This window comes from Pseudomonas lutea (genome assembly GCF_000759445.1).
Taxonomy (GTDB): domain Bacteria; phylum Pseudomonadota; class Gammaproteobacteria; order Pseudomonadales; family Pseudomonadaceae; genus Aquipseudomonas; species Aquipseudomonas lutea.
In genome coordinates, this window is sequence record NZ_JRMB01000003.1 from 106030 (window position 1) to 120643 (window position 14614).

At 58.3% G+C, this 14614-nt stretch carries 13 protein-coding genes and 1 pseudogene; 3 read left to right on the top strand and 11 right to left on the bottom strand.

The window, feature by feature from the left end:
* Positions 1 to 153: 153 nt before the first annotated feature.
* From LT42_RS21355 to LT42_RS21370, 4 genes and pseudogenes are all read right to left on the bottom strand, one after another.
* Positions 154 to 504 (bottom strand): con-10 family general stress protein, encoded by a 351-nt coding sequence (locus LT42_RS21355; protein ID WP_037017891.1) that lies wholly within the window; start codon positions 502 to 504, stop codon positions 154 to 156.
* 342 nt (positions 505 to 846) lie between these two features.
* Positions 847 to 1002 (bottom strand): annotated as a pseudogene (locus tag LT42_RS25460) (con-10 family general stress protein); the annotation flags it as partial.
* Positions 1003 to 1390: 388 nt separating this feature from the next.
* A complete protein-coding gene (locus LT42_RS21365; protein WP_037017895.1) occupies positions 1391 to 2560 on the bottom strand; it encodes a zinc-dependent alcohol dehydrogenase in 1170 nt (389 codons plus the stop codon).
* Positions 2560 to 3402 (bottom strand): SRPBCC family protein, encoded by an 843-nt coding sequence (locus LT42_RS21370; protein ID WP_037018523.1) that lies wholly within the window; start codon positions 3400 to 3402, stop codon positions 2560 to 2562. The genes LT42_RS21365 and LT42_RS21370 overlap by 1 nt, the downstream gene beginning before the upstream one ends.
* Positions 3403 to 3762: 360 nt before the next feature.
* Between LT42_RS21370 and LT42_RS25465 the strand changes: the two genes are divergently transcribed.
* Complete coding sequence (locus LT42_RS25465) at positions 3763 to 4026, top strand: DUF1652 domain-containing protein (RefSeq protein WP_081955440.1); 264 nt, start codon at positions 3763 to 3765, stop codon at positions 4024 to 4026.
* A 38-nt stretch (positions 4027 to 4064) separates the two neighbouring features.
* Here the strand turns inward: LT42_RS25465 and LT42_RS21375 are convergent, their stop codons facing one another.
* Positions 4065 to 5126 (bottom strand): chemotaxis protein CheB, encoded by a 1062-nt coding sequence (locus LT42_RS21375; protein WP_037017897.1) that lies wholly within the window; start codon positions 5124 to 5126, stop codon positions 4065 to 4067.
* 143 nt (positions 5127 to 5269) lie between these two features.
* On the bottom strand, positions 5270 to 5491 hold the full coding sequence (locus tag LT42_RS21380; RefSeq protein WP_037017900.1) for a PLDc N-terminal domain-containing protein: 222 nt from the start codon (positions 5489 to 5491) through the stop codon (positions 5270 to 5272).
* A gap of 474 nt (positions 5492 to 5965) precedes the next feature.
* On the opposite strand from LT42_RS21380, the gene LT42_RS21385 reads away from it, so the two are divergent.
* Both LT42_RS21385 and LT42_RS21390 read left to right on the top strand, forming a co-directional pair.
* A complete protein-coding gene (locus LT42_RS21385) occupies positions 5966 to 10096 on the top strand; it encodes a CheR family methyltransferase (protein ID WP_037017902.1) in 4131 nt (1376 codons plus the stop codon).
* 42 nt (positions 10097 to 10138) lie between these two features.
* Positions 10139 to 10888 carry a DUF6933 domain-containing protein gene (locus LT42_RS21390; RefSeq protein WP_152597721.1) on the top strand — a complete coding sequence of 250 codons (750 nt, stop codon included), beginning with the start codon at positions 10139 to 10141 and terminating at the stop codon, positions 10886 to 10888.
* 220 nt (positions 10889 to 11108) lie between these two features.
* On the opposite strand, the gene LT42_RS21395 is transcribed toward LT42_RS21390, so the two are convergent.
* The 5 genes from LT42_RS21395 to LT42_RS21415 all read right to left on the bottom strand — a co-directional run bounded on the left by LT42_RS21395 (position 11109) and on the right by LT42_RS21415 (position 14613).
* A complete protein-coding gene (locus tag LT42_RS21395) occupies positions 11109 to 11618 on the bottom strand; it encodes a TIR domain-containing protein (RefSeq protein WP_037017908.1) in 510 nt (169 codons plus the stop codon).
* A 103-nt stretch (positions 11619 to 11721) separates the two neighbouring features.
* A complete protein-coding gene (locus LT42_RS21400) occupies positions 11722 to 11979 on the bottom strand; it encodes a hypothetical protein (protein WP_037017910.1) in 258 nt (85 codons plus the stop codon).
* Positions 11980 to 11987: 8 nt separating this feature from the next.
* A complete protein-coding gene (locus LT42_RS21405; protein WP_037017912.1) occupies positions 11988 to 12710 on the bottom strand; it encodes a LexA family transcriptional regulator in 723 nt (240 codons plus the stop codon).
* A 436-nt stretch (positions 12711 to 13146) separates the two neighbouring features.
* Positions 13147 to 13674 carry an inorganic diphosphatase gene (gene ppa, locus LT42_RS21410; protein WP_037017915.1) on the bottom strand — a complete coding sequence of 176 codons (528 nt, stop codon included), beginning with the start codon at positions 13672 to 13674 and terminating at the stop codon, positions 13147 to 13149.
* 114 nt (positions 13675 to 13788) lie between these two features.
* Entirely contained in the window at positions 13789 to 14613 is an 825-nt protein-coding gene (locus LT42_RS21415) for a M90 family metallopeptidase (RefSeq protein ID WP_037017918.1), read from the bottom strand.
* Position 14614 lies beyond the last annotated feature (1 nt).

Sequence of the window (14614 nt, forward strand, 5' to 3'; positions counted from 1 at the left end):
GCAAGTGTGGGCAAATCCGCCGAACCGGACGGCAGAAAATATAAAACCCTGAAGGCATGCCGCAATGAACGATCGGGTATCCCCGACGCGTTCGCGCGGCATGCTCAGGGTGATCATTGTGGAACAGGGGAGCCAGGCTCCCCTGCAGCTGGGTCAGGAATCACTCCGGCCACCACCGTGGCTGTTCTGCCCGCCTTTACGTCCTGCTTCGGACGCTTTCTCGCGGTCGTTGGCAAAGTTGCCGCCGCTGTTCTGGCCACCTTTGCTGCCCGCTTCGGCTGCACGCTCAGGATCGTTCTTGAAGTTGCCGCCGCTGTTCTGGCCGCCTTTGCTGCCGGCTTCGGCTGCGCGCTCAGGATCGTTCTTGAAGTTGCCTCCGCTGTTTTGGCCGCCTTTACTACCAATCTCCTGGTAGAACTCTTTGTCGTGGCTGGCGGAAGTGGCTTCGCCACCTTTTTTGCCCGCTTCGCTGACCGACATGCTGCCTTGTTTATCTTGTGCCATTTTCAATGTCCTCTCGAATGGATTAATTGAATCTAAACAAACTAGCGACTGCCTTCAAAGTGTGGCGCAGAACGACTGCCATCATTCCGGCAATCGCGCTCAAGCAGGGCAGTACTGTATCGCCCTTCTGCGTCGCCCTTGGAAGAACGTTTTTCATAAACTTGTCGGTGTGTTCCATATCGACCGGATGGCGTCGGCTCGCTGAGCAGTGACGTTTCGATATGTTCAAAACGACTGCTAAAAGTGCCGTCCTTAACTTCCCCGGACAAAGCGTTCCGGTTGTTTGCAAAGTAGCGATCCACGATAGAAACCCCGACTCGTTAATGAATAAGCGCTGGTGTATTACTCAGATTTACGACCACCACCGTGGCTGTTCTGGCCGCCTTTTCTGCCGGCTTCCGAGGCTTTTTCGCGATCGTTGGCGAAGTTGCCGCCAGAGGCCTGTCCGCCTTTTCTACCCGCTTCCGATGCTTTCTCACGATCGTTTGCAAAGTTACCTGGATTTTTATTACTGGTTGTCATAATAGCTCTCCGAAATCAGTTTGCTGTTGCGTTCATGATCCATCGTTGATGACGGATACTTCTGGGATAGCGGTGAGGAGAAAATTGCTTTCGAGATTTTAAAGGCGGCCGATGAACGGTAGTGTCACTTAAAACTTGTACAAAGTGGCTCTTCGATTGATCGGTTTGTATAAGTTTTTTTTGCACTTGAACGGATGGTTTTAGGTGGTTTGGTGCATGGACTAAATACTGGCGTTAGTTTCTCTGACGCAGCAATGCCCTCGTTAATTATTTAAAACGAGCGTTTGCTTAGTTTAAGAAGGGCTGGGCGAAAGATGTCCGATGCGGCGTTCATCACCGCATCGGACGGGGGACTTAGCGGTTTCTAAGGCTTGAAGACCGCACGCAGGCAGTGCTCGGATTTTTCTTTGAACATCTTGTAGCCCTCTGGAGCATCCTCAAGGCTCATGGGGTGGGTCAGCAGGTAGGACGGGTCGAGTTCGCCTTTCTGAATGTATTCAAACAGGGTATTGGCATAGCGCTGGCCCGGTTGCTGCCCCGACTTGAGCGTGAGTGCCTTGTTGACGATTGCACCCATAGGGAATTTGTCCAGCAGCCCGCCGTACACCCCGACCACCGACACGGTTCCGCCTTTGCGGCAGGCGCGAATCGCTTGCCGGAGCACCGTGCCGCGTTCGGTGTGCAAGCGCAGCATCTGTTTGGCCTTGTCGTAGGCGTAGTCGATCTCTGTGCCGTGCGCTTCCATGCCGACACAATCGATGCACCGATCCGGCCCGCGTCCTCCCGTCAGTTCCAGCAGTGCCTCATGCACATTGGTTTCTTCATAGTTGATGGTGATCGCCTTGCCGCGCTCACGGGCCAGGCGCAGCCGGTCAGGGTAACGATCAATCGCAATGACTCGCTCGGCGCCCAGCAAATAGGCGCTGCAGATCGCCATCTGGCCCACACCCCCGCAACCCCACACGGCCACCGTGTCACCCGGTTGAATATCCGCGTTGTCGGCGGCGAAATAGCCGGTGGGCGCGGCATCGGAAACAAACACGGCCTGCTCGTCAGTCACCCCGTCGGGAACTTTGAACAGGTTCACGTCGGCGTAGGGAACTCGAATGTACGTCGCATGACTGCCCGGATAGCCACCAAACGCATGGCTGTAACCGATGATGCCGCAGCACGGCTGGCCGTAGGCAAGATCAGTGGCGGAGGGGTTGGGGTTGGAATTGTCGCAGCAGGAAAAGTCCGAGCGCTGACAATGTTCGCAGTTACCGCACCCGATGATGGAAATCGTGATGACCTTGTCGCCTTTCGACAGCCCGGTAACGCCCGGGCCGACCTCGACGATTTCGCCCATGAACTCGTGACCGATGATGTCCCCAGGCTTCATGGCCGGCACATATCCGCCCAGCAAGTGCAGGTCGGAGCCGCACACAGACGACAGCGTGACGCGGATAATCGCGTCGCGCGGGTTGAGGATTGAGGGGTCGGCAACGTTGTCGACTTGAAGAAGATTGGGGCCTTGCCAAGTCAGTGCGCGCATCAGACCACCCCCCGCTCAACGGCTACGCCGGTTTTGACCGAGTCCGGGCCGTGTGAGGAGCCCGCCTCATTTTCCAGCTGCCCGTGCAGATAGAAGAAATCATTGTCGTCATCAGGGCGCAGTCGTGACGTGGTGACTTCGCCCGTCTCCATCTGCTGCTTGATGGCCTGTAGGGCATTCAACAGCGCTTTATCCGAAAACGCGCTGATCGCCCGTGCGATGCCATAACCGAGCTTGCCCAGCGAAGGCTTGCACACCACCACTGCTTTGACTTGAGTGCCACGGCCAGCGGGCGCTTCGCTCAGGTGCACCGATATGTCGTGCTGCCATCGGGTGCCCTCAGGCGTGTGCCACTGCAACTCGTTTGTCGCTTCGCTTGGCACGCTGATCAGCGTCCACTGGACCTTGCGACCGACCGGCGCGCGTACGGTCCAGCTGGTTCTGTCAGGGCCGAGCGCCTCGACGCTTTCCACCCAGCGCAGTAAAGCACCGACTTTTTCGGGTTGAGCGAGAAAATCCCTGACTTCCTCCAGCGGGCGGCTGATGGTCACGCTTCGGCTCAGCGCCTCGCTGATCGGCCAGTTGTGCTCGGCGCTGAAGCGCTGTTCAAAGGGCGTCGGCGTCAAGGCTTGCTTCAGGGCGCAATGCCCCGTAGCTCCACGAAACACCCCATAAGCGCCAGCGAAGATTTGCAGGAAACCTCCCAATCCGCCACGCCGAAGGCCATTGACGACCAGCGCCGTACCGGCCGCCAGCGAGAGGCCGCGTTCCACGGAGGTCATGGTCCCTGGAGAGGAAATCTGTTGGCTGGTGTGCGTTGCGATTAACGGTTGTTCAGACATATCAAGCATCCCTGAGTCATGAACGCAGCGAGGCAGGCATGGATGGGTCTCAGGCAAACAATGTCCGAGCCGCCCTTGTCGCTGAGCTCCGGTTAACGTCTGGCGTACGCATCAGGCTCCGGTAACATGTTGAGTTACCCGGAAACGAAGAGGGCGAGCGGCCGCCGGTCCTAGGGGTAGAAGAGTCATCGCGGTGCGTGGTTCAGCTCACGCAAACAGTTGCCGGATGAACGGCGGCCCACGCACTGCCCAACGTTCAACCTGCCGCTTGGCGCTATCGATGCCGCCAGGGCGATGAATAAATATGCCGAACAGGCGCATGGCCCGTTCCGTCAAACCTGTATCAAGACGGAGGTGTTTATGAGCGTTCCATTTTTATCCACACTCGAAATACGCAACTTGATTGAGCGCGCGTTACTCCCCGACCTTTGCACATGCGAATGCACAGACGGGCGGACGTTGGACTTGACGCTTCAAAAACTGGACGATCCCGCGCAAAAGGTCGTGTTGAACGGCATACCGCTGGAGTCTTTGCAGTCCAGCCGTGCCATTGCCAACCTGATCGGCGAAGCGCGGTACCTGCTGGTGCAGGGCACAACGCAACGCCATCGAGTCAGCGGCTAAATTGTGCCGATATTGAAGGGGTAGTTGGACTTGGACGGTCAGACTTCAGACGGGTCTGACACCCGACGATACTTGTCGATTTCGTTGTCGAGTGAGCCGATCAAACGCATCAATGCCTCGACGTGAGCATCGAGCTGCTGGCCTGCGAGTTGATACTCCGCAGCCACGTCGGGACGATCGGACAACTGAGCAGCAGCGACCTGCCGGTCGAGTAGGGCCTTCTTCTCATGCAACGACCGAATGGCCACCCAAAGCGCCTCTTCGATCACAACATCTTGTTGTTCGGCCAACGTCTTGACCGTGTAGCTGTGCCCGGTGTGACAGCGGAAGCGAGGCGGCGCGAAGCCCATCTCCCACAACCCCCCGCCGCACTCAGGGCAGGTCAGATTCGAGATCTCACCGTGACGGCTCAACTGCTTTACCGAGATACTTCCTCCTTGCAGGCAGATCTCATGCTCCGTTTCGAACGGTTCAATACGCCGGGGTTGCGGAGCCGGACTATCTGCCTCGTCGGGCTTGCCCACCAGAGCCACCAGGCACTTGCCGATTTCCGCCAGCGGCAGGCAGTGATCGACCGAGGCATAACGCAAGGCGCTGGCGGGCATGCTCGGCGCCTCGGCTTCGGCAGGGTCCTGCACGACAGTGACCCCGCCACTCGCTTTAATCGCCTGCAAACCGACAGTCCCGTCATCCAGGTCACCGGTCAGCACCACACCGATGACGGCGCGTCTCAACGTGATTGCCGCAGAGCGGAACAGCGGGTCAATCGCGGGGCGGGAGTGATTTTCCTTCGCGCCCCGCACAAGGCGCATGGCCCCGCTGTCCAGCAGCAGGTGCAAGTCGGGAGGCGCGATGTAGATGTGACCCTCAAGCGGAGCCTTGCCGTCTTCGGCAAACGTGACCGGCATTGGCGTGTGGGTCTCAAGGAGTGTGGGCAACACGCTGTGCTGTTTGCCAATGTGCATCGTCACAAGCACCGCTGCGGGCAGGTCGGCAGGCAGTTGCGCGACGACTGTACGCAAAGCGGCGAGGCCACCGTTTGAGGTGCCGATCACGATAAAGCGACGGGCAAGGGGAGCAGCATCGTTTGGGTGGGGCATTGGCCAGTGTCTCTTTCAGTCGGTGTTCAACAGCGCGTCCATGGCATTCATCATGCGTACCACATCAGCGTCCAGTGACGCATTGTCACGCCAGGCGTGAGGCGCGAAACGACGCCTCCCCAATCAAGAAGAGGCACCGTCATTCAACCCTTACTGTGTTCAGGGGAAGAAGGGGATCGGACAATGCCGCGCGGGCCTGCAATACCCCAGATGGCCCAGCCTACGACCGGAATGATAAGTACGAGCGCGGCCCAGGCAACTTTGACCGACCCGCTCTTGTTGCTTCGAGAGACGCTGTAAATGATCCAGGCGTCGATGAGCAATATGATCAACAGCATTGCAGTCGTGAAGAGTGTGATTTCCATGTGAGTAACTCCCGCCGATAGTTAACCGGAAGACCGGCCCGAGGCTTGTTAGTCTTCATCAACGCGCGGATTAAGTGACGAGCGGCGAGGTCGGTCATCCTGTGGGTCAGATTGCAAATCGCTCTGCAGCGGCCATCTAACGCGCCTTCGCTAGTTACCCGGCGATGACTTTGTTAGTTAGACCTGGAGTGGGTCAAACATCAACACGTCATGATCACTCGAACACCATCGTTTGGTGGTGTGCTTGAACCCTCTACCCATAACGGCCTAGTGCTAGACGTCACGCAGCACTCAGCAGCGACTCGACGCGCTGCGCCATGGCAGTTTCTGCTCATATGAATGGCGCAGGCCCCGTTACTGTCTGATAAGCAGCCAAGGTTCGGCTGGACGCGCTTCTGAATACCACCCAATATATCAAGATCATCTAGCATTCCTTCGCCGAAACCCGCGGGAATTCTTTGGAAAGGAAGCTCCATGTCTCACGAAGTTGAACCCCAGCCCAGCCACCCCGCACAAGTAGGCAAGCTGCCCAGCCATTTGTCTTTTCCGGTTGTAGGGATCGGCGCTTCAGCAGGTGGGTTGGACGCTGTCAGGCGTTTTTTTGAGCACATGCCGAGCGACAGCGGCATGGCGTTCGTCGTGGTCTTCCACCTCTCTCCGGACCACGAGAGCAGTGCCGCAAAGCTGATTGGCCAGATGACCACGATGCCCGTCATCCAGGTCGAGTCTGTGCTACCGATTGAAGAAAACCACGTCTACGTGATTTCGCCGGCGCAGTACCTGTCGATGAATGACGGCTATTTGCGCATATCGCCTCAGGGTCCACGACGTGGTGCTCACGTCACCATCGATCTGTTCTTCCGCGATCTGGCCGATGTGCACAGGGAAAGAGCGTTTTGCCTCGTACTGTCCGGCGCTGGGGCAGACGGCGCCGTCGGCCTGTCACGGATCAAGGAGCAAGGCGGCGTTACGCTTGTGCAGTCCCCATCCGATGCCGAACACGACGGCATGCCCCAAGCCGCGATCCGCACCGAAATGGTCGACTTCGTGCTGCCCGTGGCTGATATGCCGGCGAAGCTCATTGAGCTCTGGGAAAACTCCCGGCACATACAGTTGCCAGCGTCCAATGATCTGGAGGCGTACGCCGTGGCGCCCAAAGACGAACGCTCCGTAGCGATTGCAGAGCAGACATTGCATGACATTCTCGTCAGGTTGCGGGTCGGAACCGGCCATGACTTCAAGCACTACAAGCGTGCCACCGTGTTGCGTCGTATCGAGCGGCGCATGCAGGTCACCGCGCAGCCAACGTTGACGGGCTACTACGAATATCTGTGCGCGAACCCGTCCGAGGTTAAAGCGCTGCTGGACGACATGCTGATCGGCGTCACCAATTTCTTCCGGGACCGTGAAGCCTTCGACGCGCTCGAAAGGGACGTCGCTCCCCAACTGTTCTCCCGTTACGCAGATCACACTGAGCAACATGACCTGAGGATCTGGTCCGCGGGCGCCTCCACCGGCGAGGAAGCCTATTCGCTGGTCATGCTGTTGTCGGATCACAAGGCAAGCGTCGGTTCGGACGTCGGCATCCAGGTGTTCGCCAGCGATATCGACGACAGAGCCATATCGGCGGGACGCGCAGGGTTGTATTCACAGGCCATCGTGACGGACATCTCGCCGACGCGGCTGCGGCAGTATTTCACCAAAGAAGATGACCGCTACCGCGTGCGCAAAGAGGTGCGCGACAGCGTGCTGTTTGCCAAGCACAGCCTGCTGACCGATCCGCCGTTCTCGCAGATCGACCTGATCGTGTGTCGCAACCTGCTGATCTACCTTGACCGGGACGTGCAGCGCGAAATCCTGCAGATGTTCCACTTCGCCCTGAACCCCGGTGGCTTCTTGTTCCTGGGCAGCTCGGAGTCGGCTGACCTGTGTCAGGAGCTGTTCAGCGTCGTTGACAAGAAAAACCGAATCTTCCGCGCGCGCACCGGTGCCATACCGTCACATCGCATGCCCACGCTGCCACGCGGTGGCTATGCCCAGGTCACGTCCGCACCACGCCCGCCGTTCGTCGAGCCCGTGCGCAAGCCTTCCATTGGGTCGATCCATCAGCGGGCGCTGCAGCAGTTTCTGGTGACGCCGAGCATTCTGGTCAACAACGTGGCGGACGTGCTGCACATCAGTGACGGCGCGGGTCGCTACCTGCACCACGTCAGCGGCGAGGTCACTCGGAATCTGTTGTCGCTGATCATTCCGGACCTCAGGCTGGAACTCAGAACCGCCGTTTTTCAGACGCAACAGACAGCGCTGCCGGTCAAGACCCGCCCGGTCATGCTGAGCAGGGACGGGCGGCATTTCCAGGTCGTTATGACGGCGTATCCATTCAGCGACGAAATAAGCGACATGGAGTGCATCCTGGTTGTCTTCGCCGAAGACGAAATAGACGCCAAGGACCTCAGCGAAAACCCCAAGACGCAATCCGAAAATCAGATGCTCTCCAACCTGGAGCGTGAGCTGCAGCGCACCAAGATACAGCTGCAGGACACCATTGAGCATTCCGAGATCTCCAGCGAAGAGCTGAAAGCGTCCAATGAAGAAATGCAGGCGGTCAACGAAGAACTGCGTTCCGCCACTGAAGAGCTTGAGACCAGCAAGGAAGAACTGCAGTCGATCAACGAAGAACTGCTGACCGTCAACCATGAGCTGAAGATCAAGGTCGAAGAGACCGATCAAGTCAACGATTACCTCCGCAACCTGATTTCATCGACCGATATCGCCACCGTATTCGTTGACCGCAACTGCTGCATCAAGTGGTTCACGCCCCGCGCGACCGATATCTTCAGCATGCTCACGGTCGATACCGGGCGGCCGCTGATGGACATCACGCATCGTCTGCACTACGACGACATGATGAGCGACGCGCTGAAAGTGTTCGAAACCCTGAGCGTCATCGAGCGCGAAGTGGAAGGCAAGAACGGCCGCTGGTACATCGCCCGTCTTCTGCCTTACCGCTCTGGCTCCGATCAAATCGATGGCATCGTCCTGACCTTTATCGACATCACCACCCGTCGCGACGCCGAAGAAGAACTCAGGCTTGGGGAAGAGCGACTGCGCCTGATCTCCGAGAACACCCGCGATTACGCGATCATTGTGGTTGATGAACAAAGCCGGATTTCCAGCTGGAACAATGGCGCCGAAGCGATTTTCGGGTATTCCAAAAGCGAGGCCGAAGGCAAGCCGTTCGCGTTTCTCTTTACCGACGAAGACAAAATCGCCGGCATTCCGGAACAGGAACTGAGCGTTGCCCGCAAGCTGGGTCGCAGCGAAGACGAGCGCTGGCACCTGCGCAAGGACGGTCGCAAGTTCTATTGCAGCGGCGAGGTTTCGTTGTTGCGAGGCGAGGGCTTCCAGGGGTTCGTCAAGATCGCCCGCGATTTGACCCAGCACATGCGCCTGCACGAAGAGCAATCGCAGCATCTGGCAGAGACTCGTCAGTCCAGTGAGCTGAAGGATGAGTTCTTTGCCGTCATGTCCCACGAGCTCAAACATCCGCTCAACCTGATCCAGCTCAATGCGCACCTGCTGCGCAGGCTGCCGGCCATCAAGCGGGAAACCGCAGCGTTAAAAGCCGTGGCCTCCATCAACGATGCCGTTAACAGTCAAGCGCGGATAATCGACGACCTGCTGGACGTTGCGCGTATTCGCACCGGCAAATTCAAGCTGGAAAGCAGCGTGGTGGATTTCCTGGAGTTGGTGAAAGAGATCCGCGGTGTCGTTGAACACAGCGAACACCAGCGCAGCATTACTTTTGACATGCCGGACGGCGAAGGCATTTACATCGAGGCGGATGCCACGCGTGTGGAGCAAATCGTCTGGAACCTGATCAACAACGCGATCAAGTTCACCCCGGCGGGCGGTTCGGTGACGGTCAGCGTCACGTCCGCAGACAGCTTTGCGTGGCTGCAGGTCAGTGATACAGGCCCGGGCATCGAGAAGTCCCAGCTTGAGCACATCTTCCAGATGTTCGGCCAGGCCAACCATCGGCCGAGCAATGGCCATAAAGGCGGGCTTGGCATTGGCTTGTCGCTGGTCAAACAGCTGGTTGAAGCCCACGGCGGTTCGATCAGTGCGCATTCCGACGGACCGGGCCAGGGCGCGACTTTCAAAGTCGGCTTCCCGTTGAGCAGCCCGCCGGTGAGATCGATCCAGAGCGAAGCACTCGAGAACGAAGGTCAGCTCAGCGGGATCAAGGTCCTGCTGGTGGATGACTCGCCCGAGGTGCTGGAAACAATGACGCTGCTGCTGGAGATGGAACAAGCACACGTCGTTGCCATCGCAGATGCCAGGCAGGCGCTGAATGTCGCCAAAGATACCGCCTTTGATGTAGTGATTTCGGACGTTGGCATGCCGTTCATGGATGGCCACGAATTCGTGCGGCTGCTCCGGCAAATGCCTGACTATGCCCGTACGCCATGCATAGCGCTGACGGGCTATGGCGCCGATCAAGTCACCGCCGGCAAGGATGCGAGCGGCTTCGATGAATGCGTCGGCAAGCCTGTTCCCTATGACGACCTCATTGAGGTGCTGCGTCGATTGGTGCTTAAGTAATAAGGTCGGCAGCCTGCTTGCCACTCACTGACGCAGCTGCCTTTGGCTGCGTCGGCGGGGGGCAGTGTTGCTTTAACCTCGACCAGGGAACCTCGCTATTCCATGCTGATTTTTGACTGCACCCAAGACGCGTGCGATTTTTTCTCGAAGAAAATCAAAGGCAAGAACACCAGTATTGTGCAGCCCGCAGCTGCCGCCCAGGCGCTGGAAAATGAAAGCGCCACCGATGAGCGGGTTGATCGCTGGCAGCTGCACGCCATCACGTTCGGTCGCACTAACGTGCTTGCCGCCATGAAAGTCGACACGCGGTACGCCATGCTCTTTGTGGGGCTCAAGCGTAACGACGTGCAAGGTTTTCTTGAGCAGTTCACCCGCCGGTATATCGGTTCTTTGCTTGAACTCGCGGTCAACGTGCGGCAGCAAATGCCGGATCGCGCCGATCTCCAGCGGCGCATCGATGCATGGGATGAAAGTCTCAAGCCAGTGCATTTTTTCAAGCGCGGCGACCGAAGCGTTCAGACCCACCTCAATGAGGTCCTCGGCTTTGCCGCCTATGACGCCTATGAGGGGCGAGGGCTGGCGGTGGAGTACGACGATCTGGTTGAGTTTGATGCTTCAGTTAACAGCATGATTCGAACGGTCCGAGGCACCGATAGCTTCATACCCGTGCAGCGTGAACTCCAGCAGGCCTGCCCGCGATTTGGCATGGACATGACCGAGGCGCAGATCGATGAGGGTTATAGCCGGTTGAGAAGCATGCGACGGGGGGTTGAGATTGAGGATGAGGATTGACTGCCAGCGGAAACCTGTAGGAGCTGGCTTGCGGGCGAATGCATTTGTCCAGACGCCGCGATGTCGTCAGATCGGCCGGGTTCGCCAGCAAGCCGGCTCCTACAGATCATCATCAATCGCGCCATCCCCAATACAGGTCACCACAGATTCAGGCCATCCCCATAAAGGTCACCGAAAAGTTCAGGGCATCACGAACCCAGGCCATCACAATCCCAAGCCATCACAACCCCAGCTCATCATAGATCCGTTGCACATACCGATGCGTCCCCTGCATCTCGCCCTTCCCATAACCCGCGACATAGTTGTCCAGTGCATACCGAATGATCTTGGGCTGAAACGGCACCGACACGTTGAAGTGGTTGTGGTCGAGGAGTGGCTGGGGAATGTTCTCTGCGACGATGTCACGGCTCTGGCAGAGATTGGCGATGACGATGGGCAGGTCAAGTTCGAGAATCACCTCGATTTCATAAGCAAGAAACGAATCCCCGTCGCCACCTTTGCGTCGACAGTCCTCGCTGCCCAGCAGGATCACCTGACTGGTGTTGTTCAACCGCTCGCGCAACTGGCGTTTGATGGTCTCTGGTGAAAGGCTGCCCCGCGCTTCGTATAAGTCGTGGGCGTTGAAGAAATCAAAATCGGCGTGCTCGTTTTGGCGCCAGGCCTTCATTAACCAGTAGTGGGAAAGGTCTTCGCTGGCGAAGGCGATGTAGGTCTTATTGCGATGACTCATGGTGAACTTCCTGTAATGAAACGAAGGCGGTTGTCCGCTTCGTTGGTGAGGGCGCTCAGTCCATTGATTGCCGGATTTTGGGTATGCAGCGGCGCCGTCTGGTTCAGCCGGGCTTATCGAAAGGGAAGTTAAAAAGCCGGCTTGTGGCCGGCTTCTCGGTGACGGGTTTGATTGGTTTTTGGCCAACCGCACCCGTCCGCAAAAGTGCGCGCTGCGAGCAGGCGCTTGTGAGGAAGACCGGGCGTGCCTCGGAGGCGGCGTCAGGTCGATCACCCGCCCGCGTGTGGCCGACAGGTGTTGAAACGAAGGCGCGCAGGATACCCATGTTGTCGGCGTATGCCCAGTTGAAATACAGGCTCATCGCGTGCCTCACCGCAAGGTGGCCGGGTGACGGCGGTTATTGAGCGTGGACCACCAGAAGACCCAGCCCAGGATGTGAATGTGCTGCGCCTGAATGTCGTCGGCGCTGAAGATCTCGTCGGGGTACTCGCTGCAGTTATGGCTGCGCAGACGCAAGCTGCCGCCGGGCAGACGGTAGAGGTATTTCACCCGCAGCATGCCGTCGTGCTCCAGGGCGTACATTTCCCCGTCGATGATGTGCACCCGCCCGCGGTCAATGCCGATGAGCGAGCCGTCCTGGATCTTGTCCGCCATGCTGTTGCCCACCATCGGCACGCAGATGGCGTTATGCAGCTCCACATCCATGGTTTCGAGCACGCGCCGCGACAGGCGCACCTTGTGGTTGTGCATCTCGCCAACGGCAGTGCGGCCCGAGCTTTGCGTCTGCAGTTCGGTGTAAACCGGCATCTCCAGTTCTTCCCGCACGCTTCGCTCTACTTTGGGTTTTGGCGTGTCCAGCGGAGGGACACTTTCCCGACCCGGTCCGGGATGCTTGGGTCCCTCGCCGCTGCGCAGCCACGCCGAATTGACACTGAGCAGCTCGGCGACTTCTTCAATGCGCGCCACCGGGATACCGCGCTTGAACCAATTGTTCACGTGTTGGGGGGTTACTTTTCGGTTGGCGGCAAAGTCCGTTGCGGAGAGATGGCACTCTCGCAACAGTGCGCGCAGTCGATCACCTGATGTCTTCATGGGCCGGAGTGTACGGCGGCTTGCACCCCGTATAAATGAACGAAGTGTTCAAATGTGGACGCCGTCATGCTTGAAGTTGAATGCAGGGATTACAACGTTACGCGGGATTTGTAAGCCATTTCTTTCACTGTTTGCTTTCTTGTCAACAGTGACTGAAACCGGCGCAGCGTGGTGCTGTTGGCATTGAACGCGCGAAGAGGCGCCTGTTAAAGCGCGGGTACGGGATATTGAGTTACCGGACGATTGATTGAATGCGCACGTGTGAGGCGTGAATTAAACGTGCGGTGTTTATTCGGCGGGTTTTAAACATCTGGCCGATGAAAACAGGAAAAATATCTGATCTGCGAAGGGGGAAGTGTACGGCGGGGAACAGCGGGGGAGGTCAGTGAGGGTGGCTCCGTCGACGCGACGCACGCTTCGACGGAGCACAATCGGATCAGCCCTTGTAGGCCGCAACCGATTTGGTGATCGCTTCGCGAGCGGCGTCAGCGCCAGCCCAGCCTTCGATCTTCACCCATTTGCCTTTTTCGAGGTCTTTGTAGTTCGCGAAGAAGTGCTCGATCTGCTGGATCAGCAGCGGCGGCAGATCGGTGTATTCCTTCACGTCCACGTACAGCTGGGACAGCTTGTCGTGCGGGACTGCGATGATTTTGGCATCGCCGCCGCCGTCGTCGGTCATGTTCAGCACGCCGACCGGACGGGCACGAATGACCGAGCCTGGGGTGACCGGGTAAGGCGTCACCACCAGCACGTCCAGGGGGTCGCCGTCGTCGGCCAGTGTGTTGGGGATGAAACCGTAGTTGGCCGGGTAGAACATCGGGGTGGCCATGAAACGGTCAACGAAAAGGCAGTCGCTTTCTTTGTCGATTTCGTACTTGATCGGCGCGTGGTTGGCCGGGATCTCGATTGCGACGTAGATGTCATTCGGCAGGTCTTTGCCGGCCGGAATCTTGCTGTAGCTCATTGGGCTTTGCCCCCTTGGTTGACCATTCGGAATCTGGCATGCAACGCCAAAAAGTGGCCGGATTATAGGCATATTCCAGAAGCCTTGCCATGCGTGACGGCGGGCTTCTGTGCGTCATGTGGAGCCTGATAGACCGGCGTCCCGGCCTAAAGTGCCGCGCTGGAATGCCGTGAGTCGCGCCAGCGGATCCTGACGATAAAAGGCTTTGAGTTGTCGATAGACCTCCGGATACGTCTCGACCAGCAAGTCCGGGCCGCTGAAGAAGTATTCGCTCATGACCGCGAAGAATTCCGCGGGGTTTTCCGCGGCGTAAGGGTCGATTGCTGTCTCGGCGTCCGGGTTGGCATCGAGTTGGCGGTGGAGGTCGTCGTAGGCGCTTTGCATGGCACTGGCCCACTCGCTGATGCGCATGTCGGGGTGCAGGGGCGGCAAGCCGTTTGCCTCGCCGTTTAGCATGTCCAGCTTGTGCGCCAGCTCGTGGATCACCAGGTTGTAGGCTTCCCATCCGCCACTCGCAAGCACACCCGGCCAGGCCAGAATCACCGGGCCTTGCGACCACGCCTCGCCACTGTGCTCGCCGTCCCATTCGTGTTCGACGCCGCTGGCATCGCGATGACGTTGCGGGCTGATGAAATCATCGCCGTACAGGATGATTTCGTGAAAACCCTGATACCAGTTCAGATCGCCCAGGGCGAGCAAGGGCAGCTGCGCCTGAGCGGCAAGGAACAGTCGTGATTCGTCATCCAGTTCGACGCCTTCCAGCGCGGTGAGATGCTTGGCCTGAAGAAACAGCACGCAACTGTCCAGCAGGCTTCGATCCTCTTTTGCGCTCAACCCGTCGAGCATTGGCAGGCGCTCGCGCACGCGCTGCCAGACCTGCGGGTCAACCGGATGCCGCGCCAGCGTGCGCTGTTTGCGCCACTCACGGAACGACCACATC

Coding starts and splice junctions, on each gene's coding strand:
- LT42_RS21355 (WP_037017891.1), bottom strand. CDS start 504: ATGGCACAAGATAAACAAGGCAGCATGTCGGTCAGCGAAGCGGGCAAA.
- LT42_RS21365 (WP_037017895.1), bottom strand. CDS start 2,560: ATGCGCGCACTGACTTGGCAAGGCCCCAATCTTCTTCAAGTCGACAAC.
- LT42_RS21370 (WP_037018523.1), bottom strand. CDS start 3,402: ATGTCTGAACAACCGTTAATCGCAACGCACACCAGCCAACAGATTTCC.
- LT42_RS25465 (WP_081955440.1), top strand. CDS start 3,763: ATGAGCGTTCCATTTTTATCCACACTCGAAATACGCAACTTGATTGAG.
- LT42_RS21375 (WP_037017897.1), bottom strand. CDS start 5,126: ATGCCCCACCCAAACGATGCTGCTCCCCTTGCCCGTCGCTTTATCGTG.
- LT42_RS21380 (WP_037017900.1), bottom strand. CDS start 5,491: ATGGAAATCACACTCTTCACGACTGCAATGCTGTTGATCATATTGCTC.
- LT42_RS21385 (WP_037017902.1), top strand. CDS start 5,966: ATGTCTCACGAAGTTGAACCCCAGCCCAGCCACCCCGCACAAGTAGGC.
- LT42_RS21395 (WP_037017908.1), bottom strand. CDS start 11,618: ATGAGTCATCGCAATAAGACCTACATCGCCTTCGCCAGCGAAGACCTT.
- LT42_RS21400 (WP_037017910.1), bottom strand. CDS start 11,979: ATGAGCCTGTATTTCAACTGGGCATACGCCGACAACATGGGTATCCTG.
- LT42_RS21405 (WP_037017912.1), bottom strand. CDS start 12,710: ATGAAGACATCAGGTGATCGACTGCGCGCACTGTTGCGAGAGTGCCAT.
- ppa (WP_037017915.1), bottom strand. CDS start 13,674: ATGAGCTACAGCAAGATTCCGGCCGGCAAAGACCTGCCGAATGACATC.
- LT42_RS21415 (WP_037017918.1), bottom strand. CDS start 14,613: ATGTGGTCGTTCCGTGAGTGGCGCAAACAGCGCACGCTGGCGCGGCAT.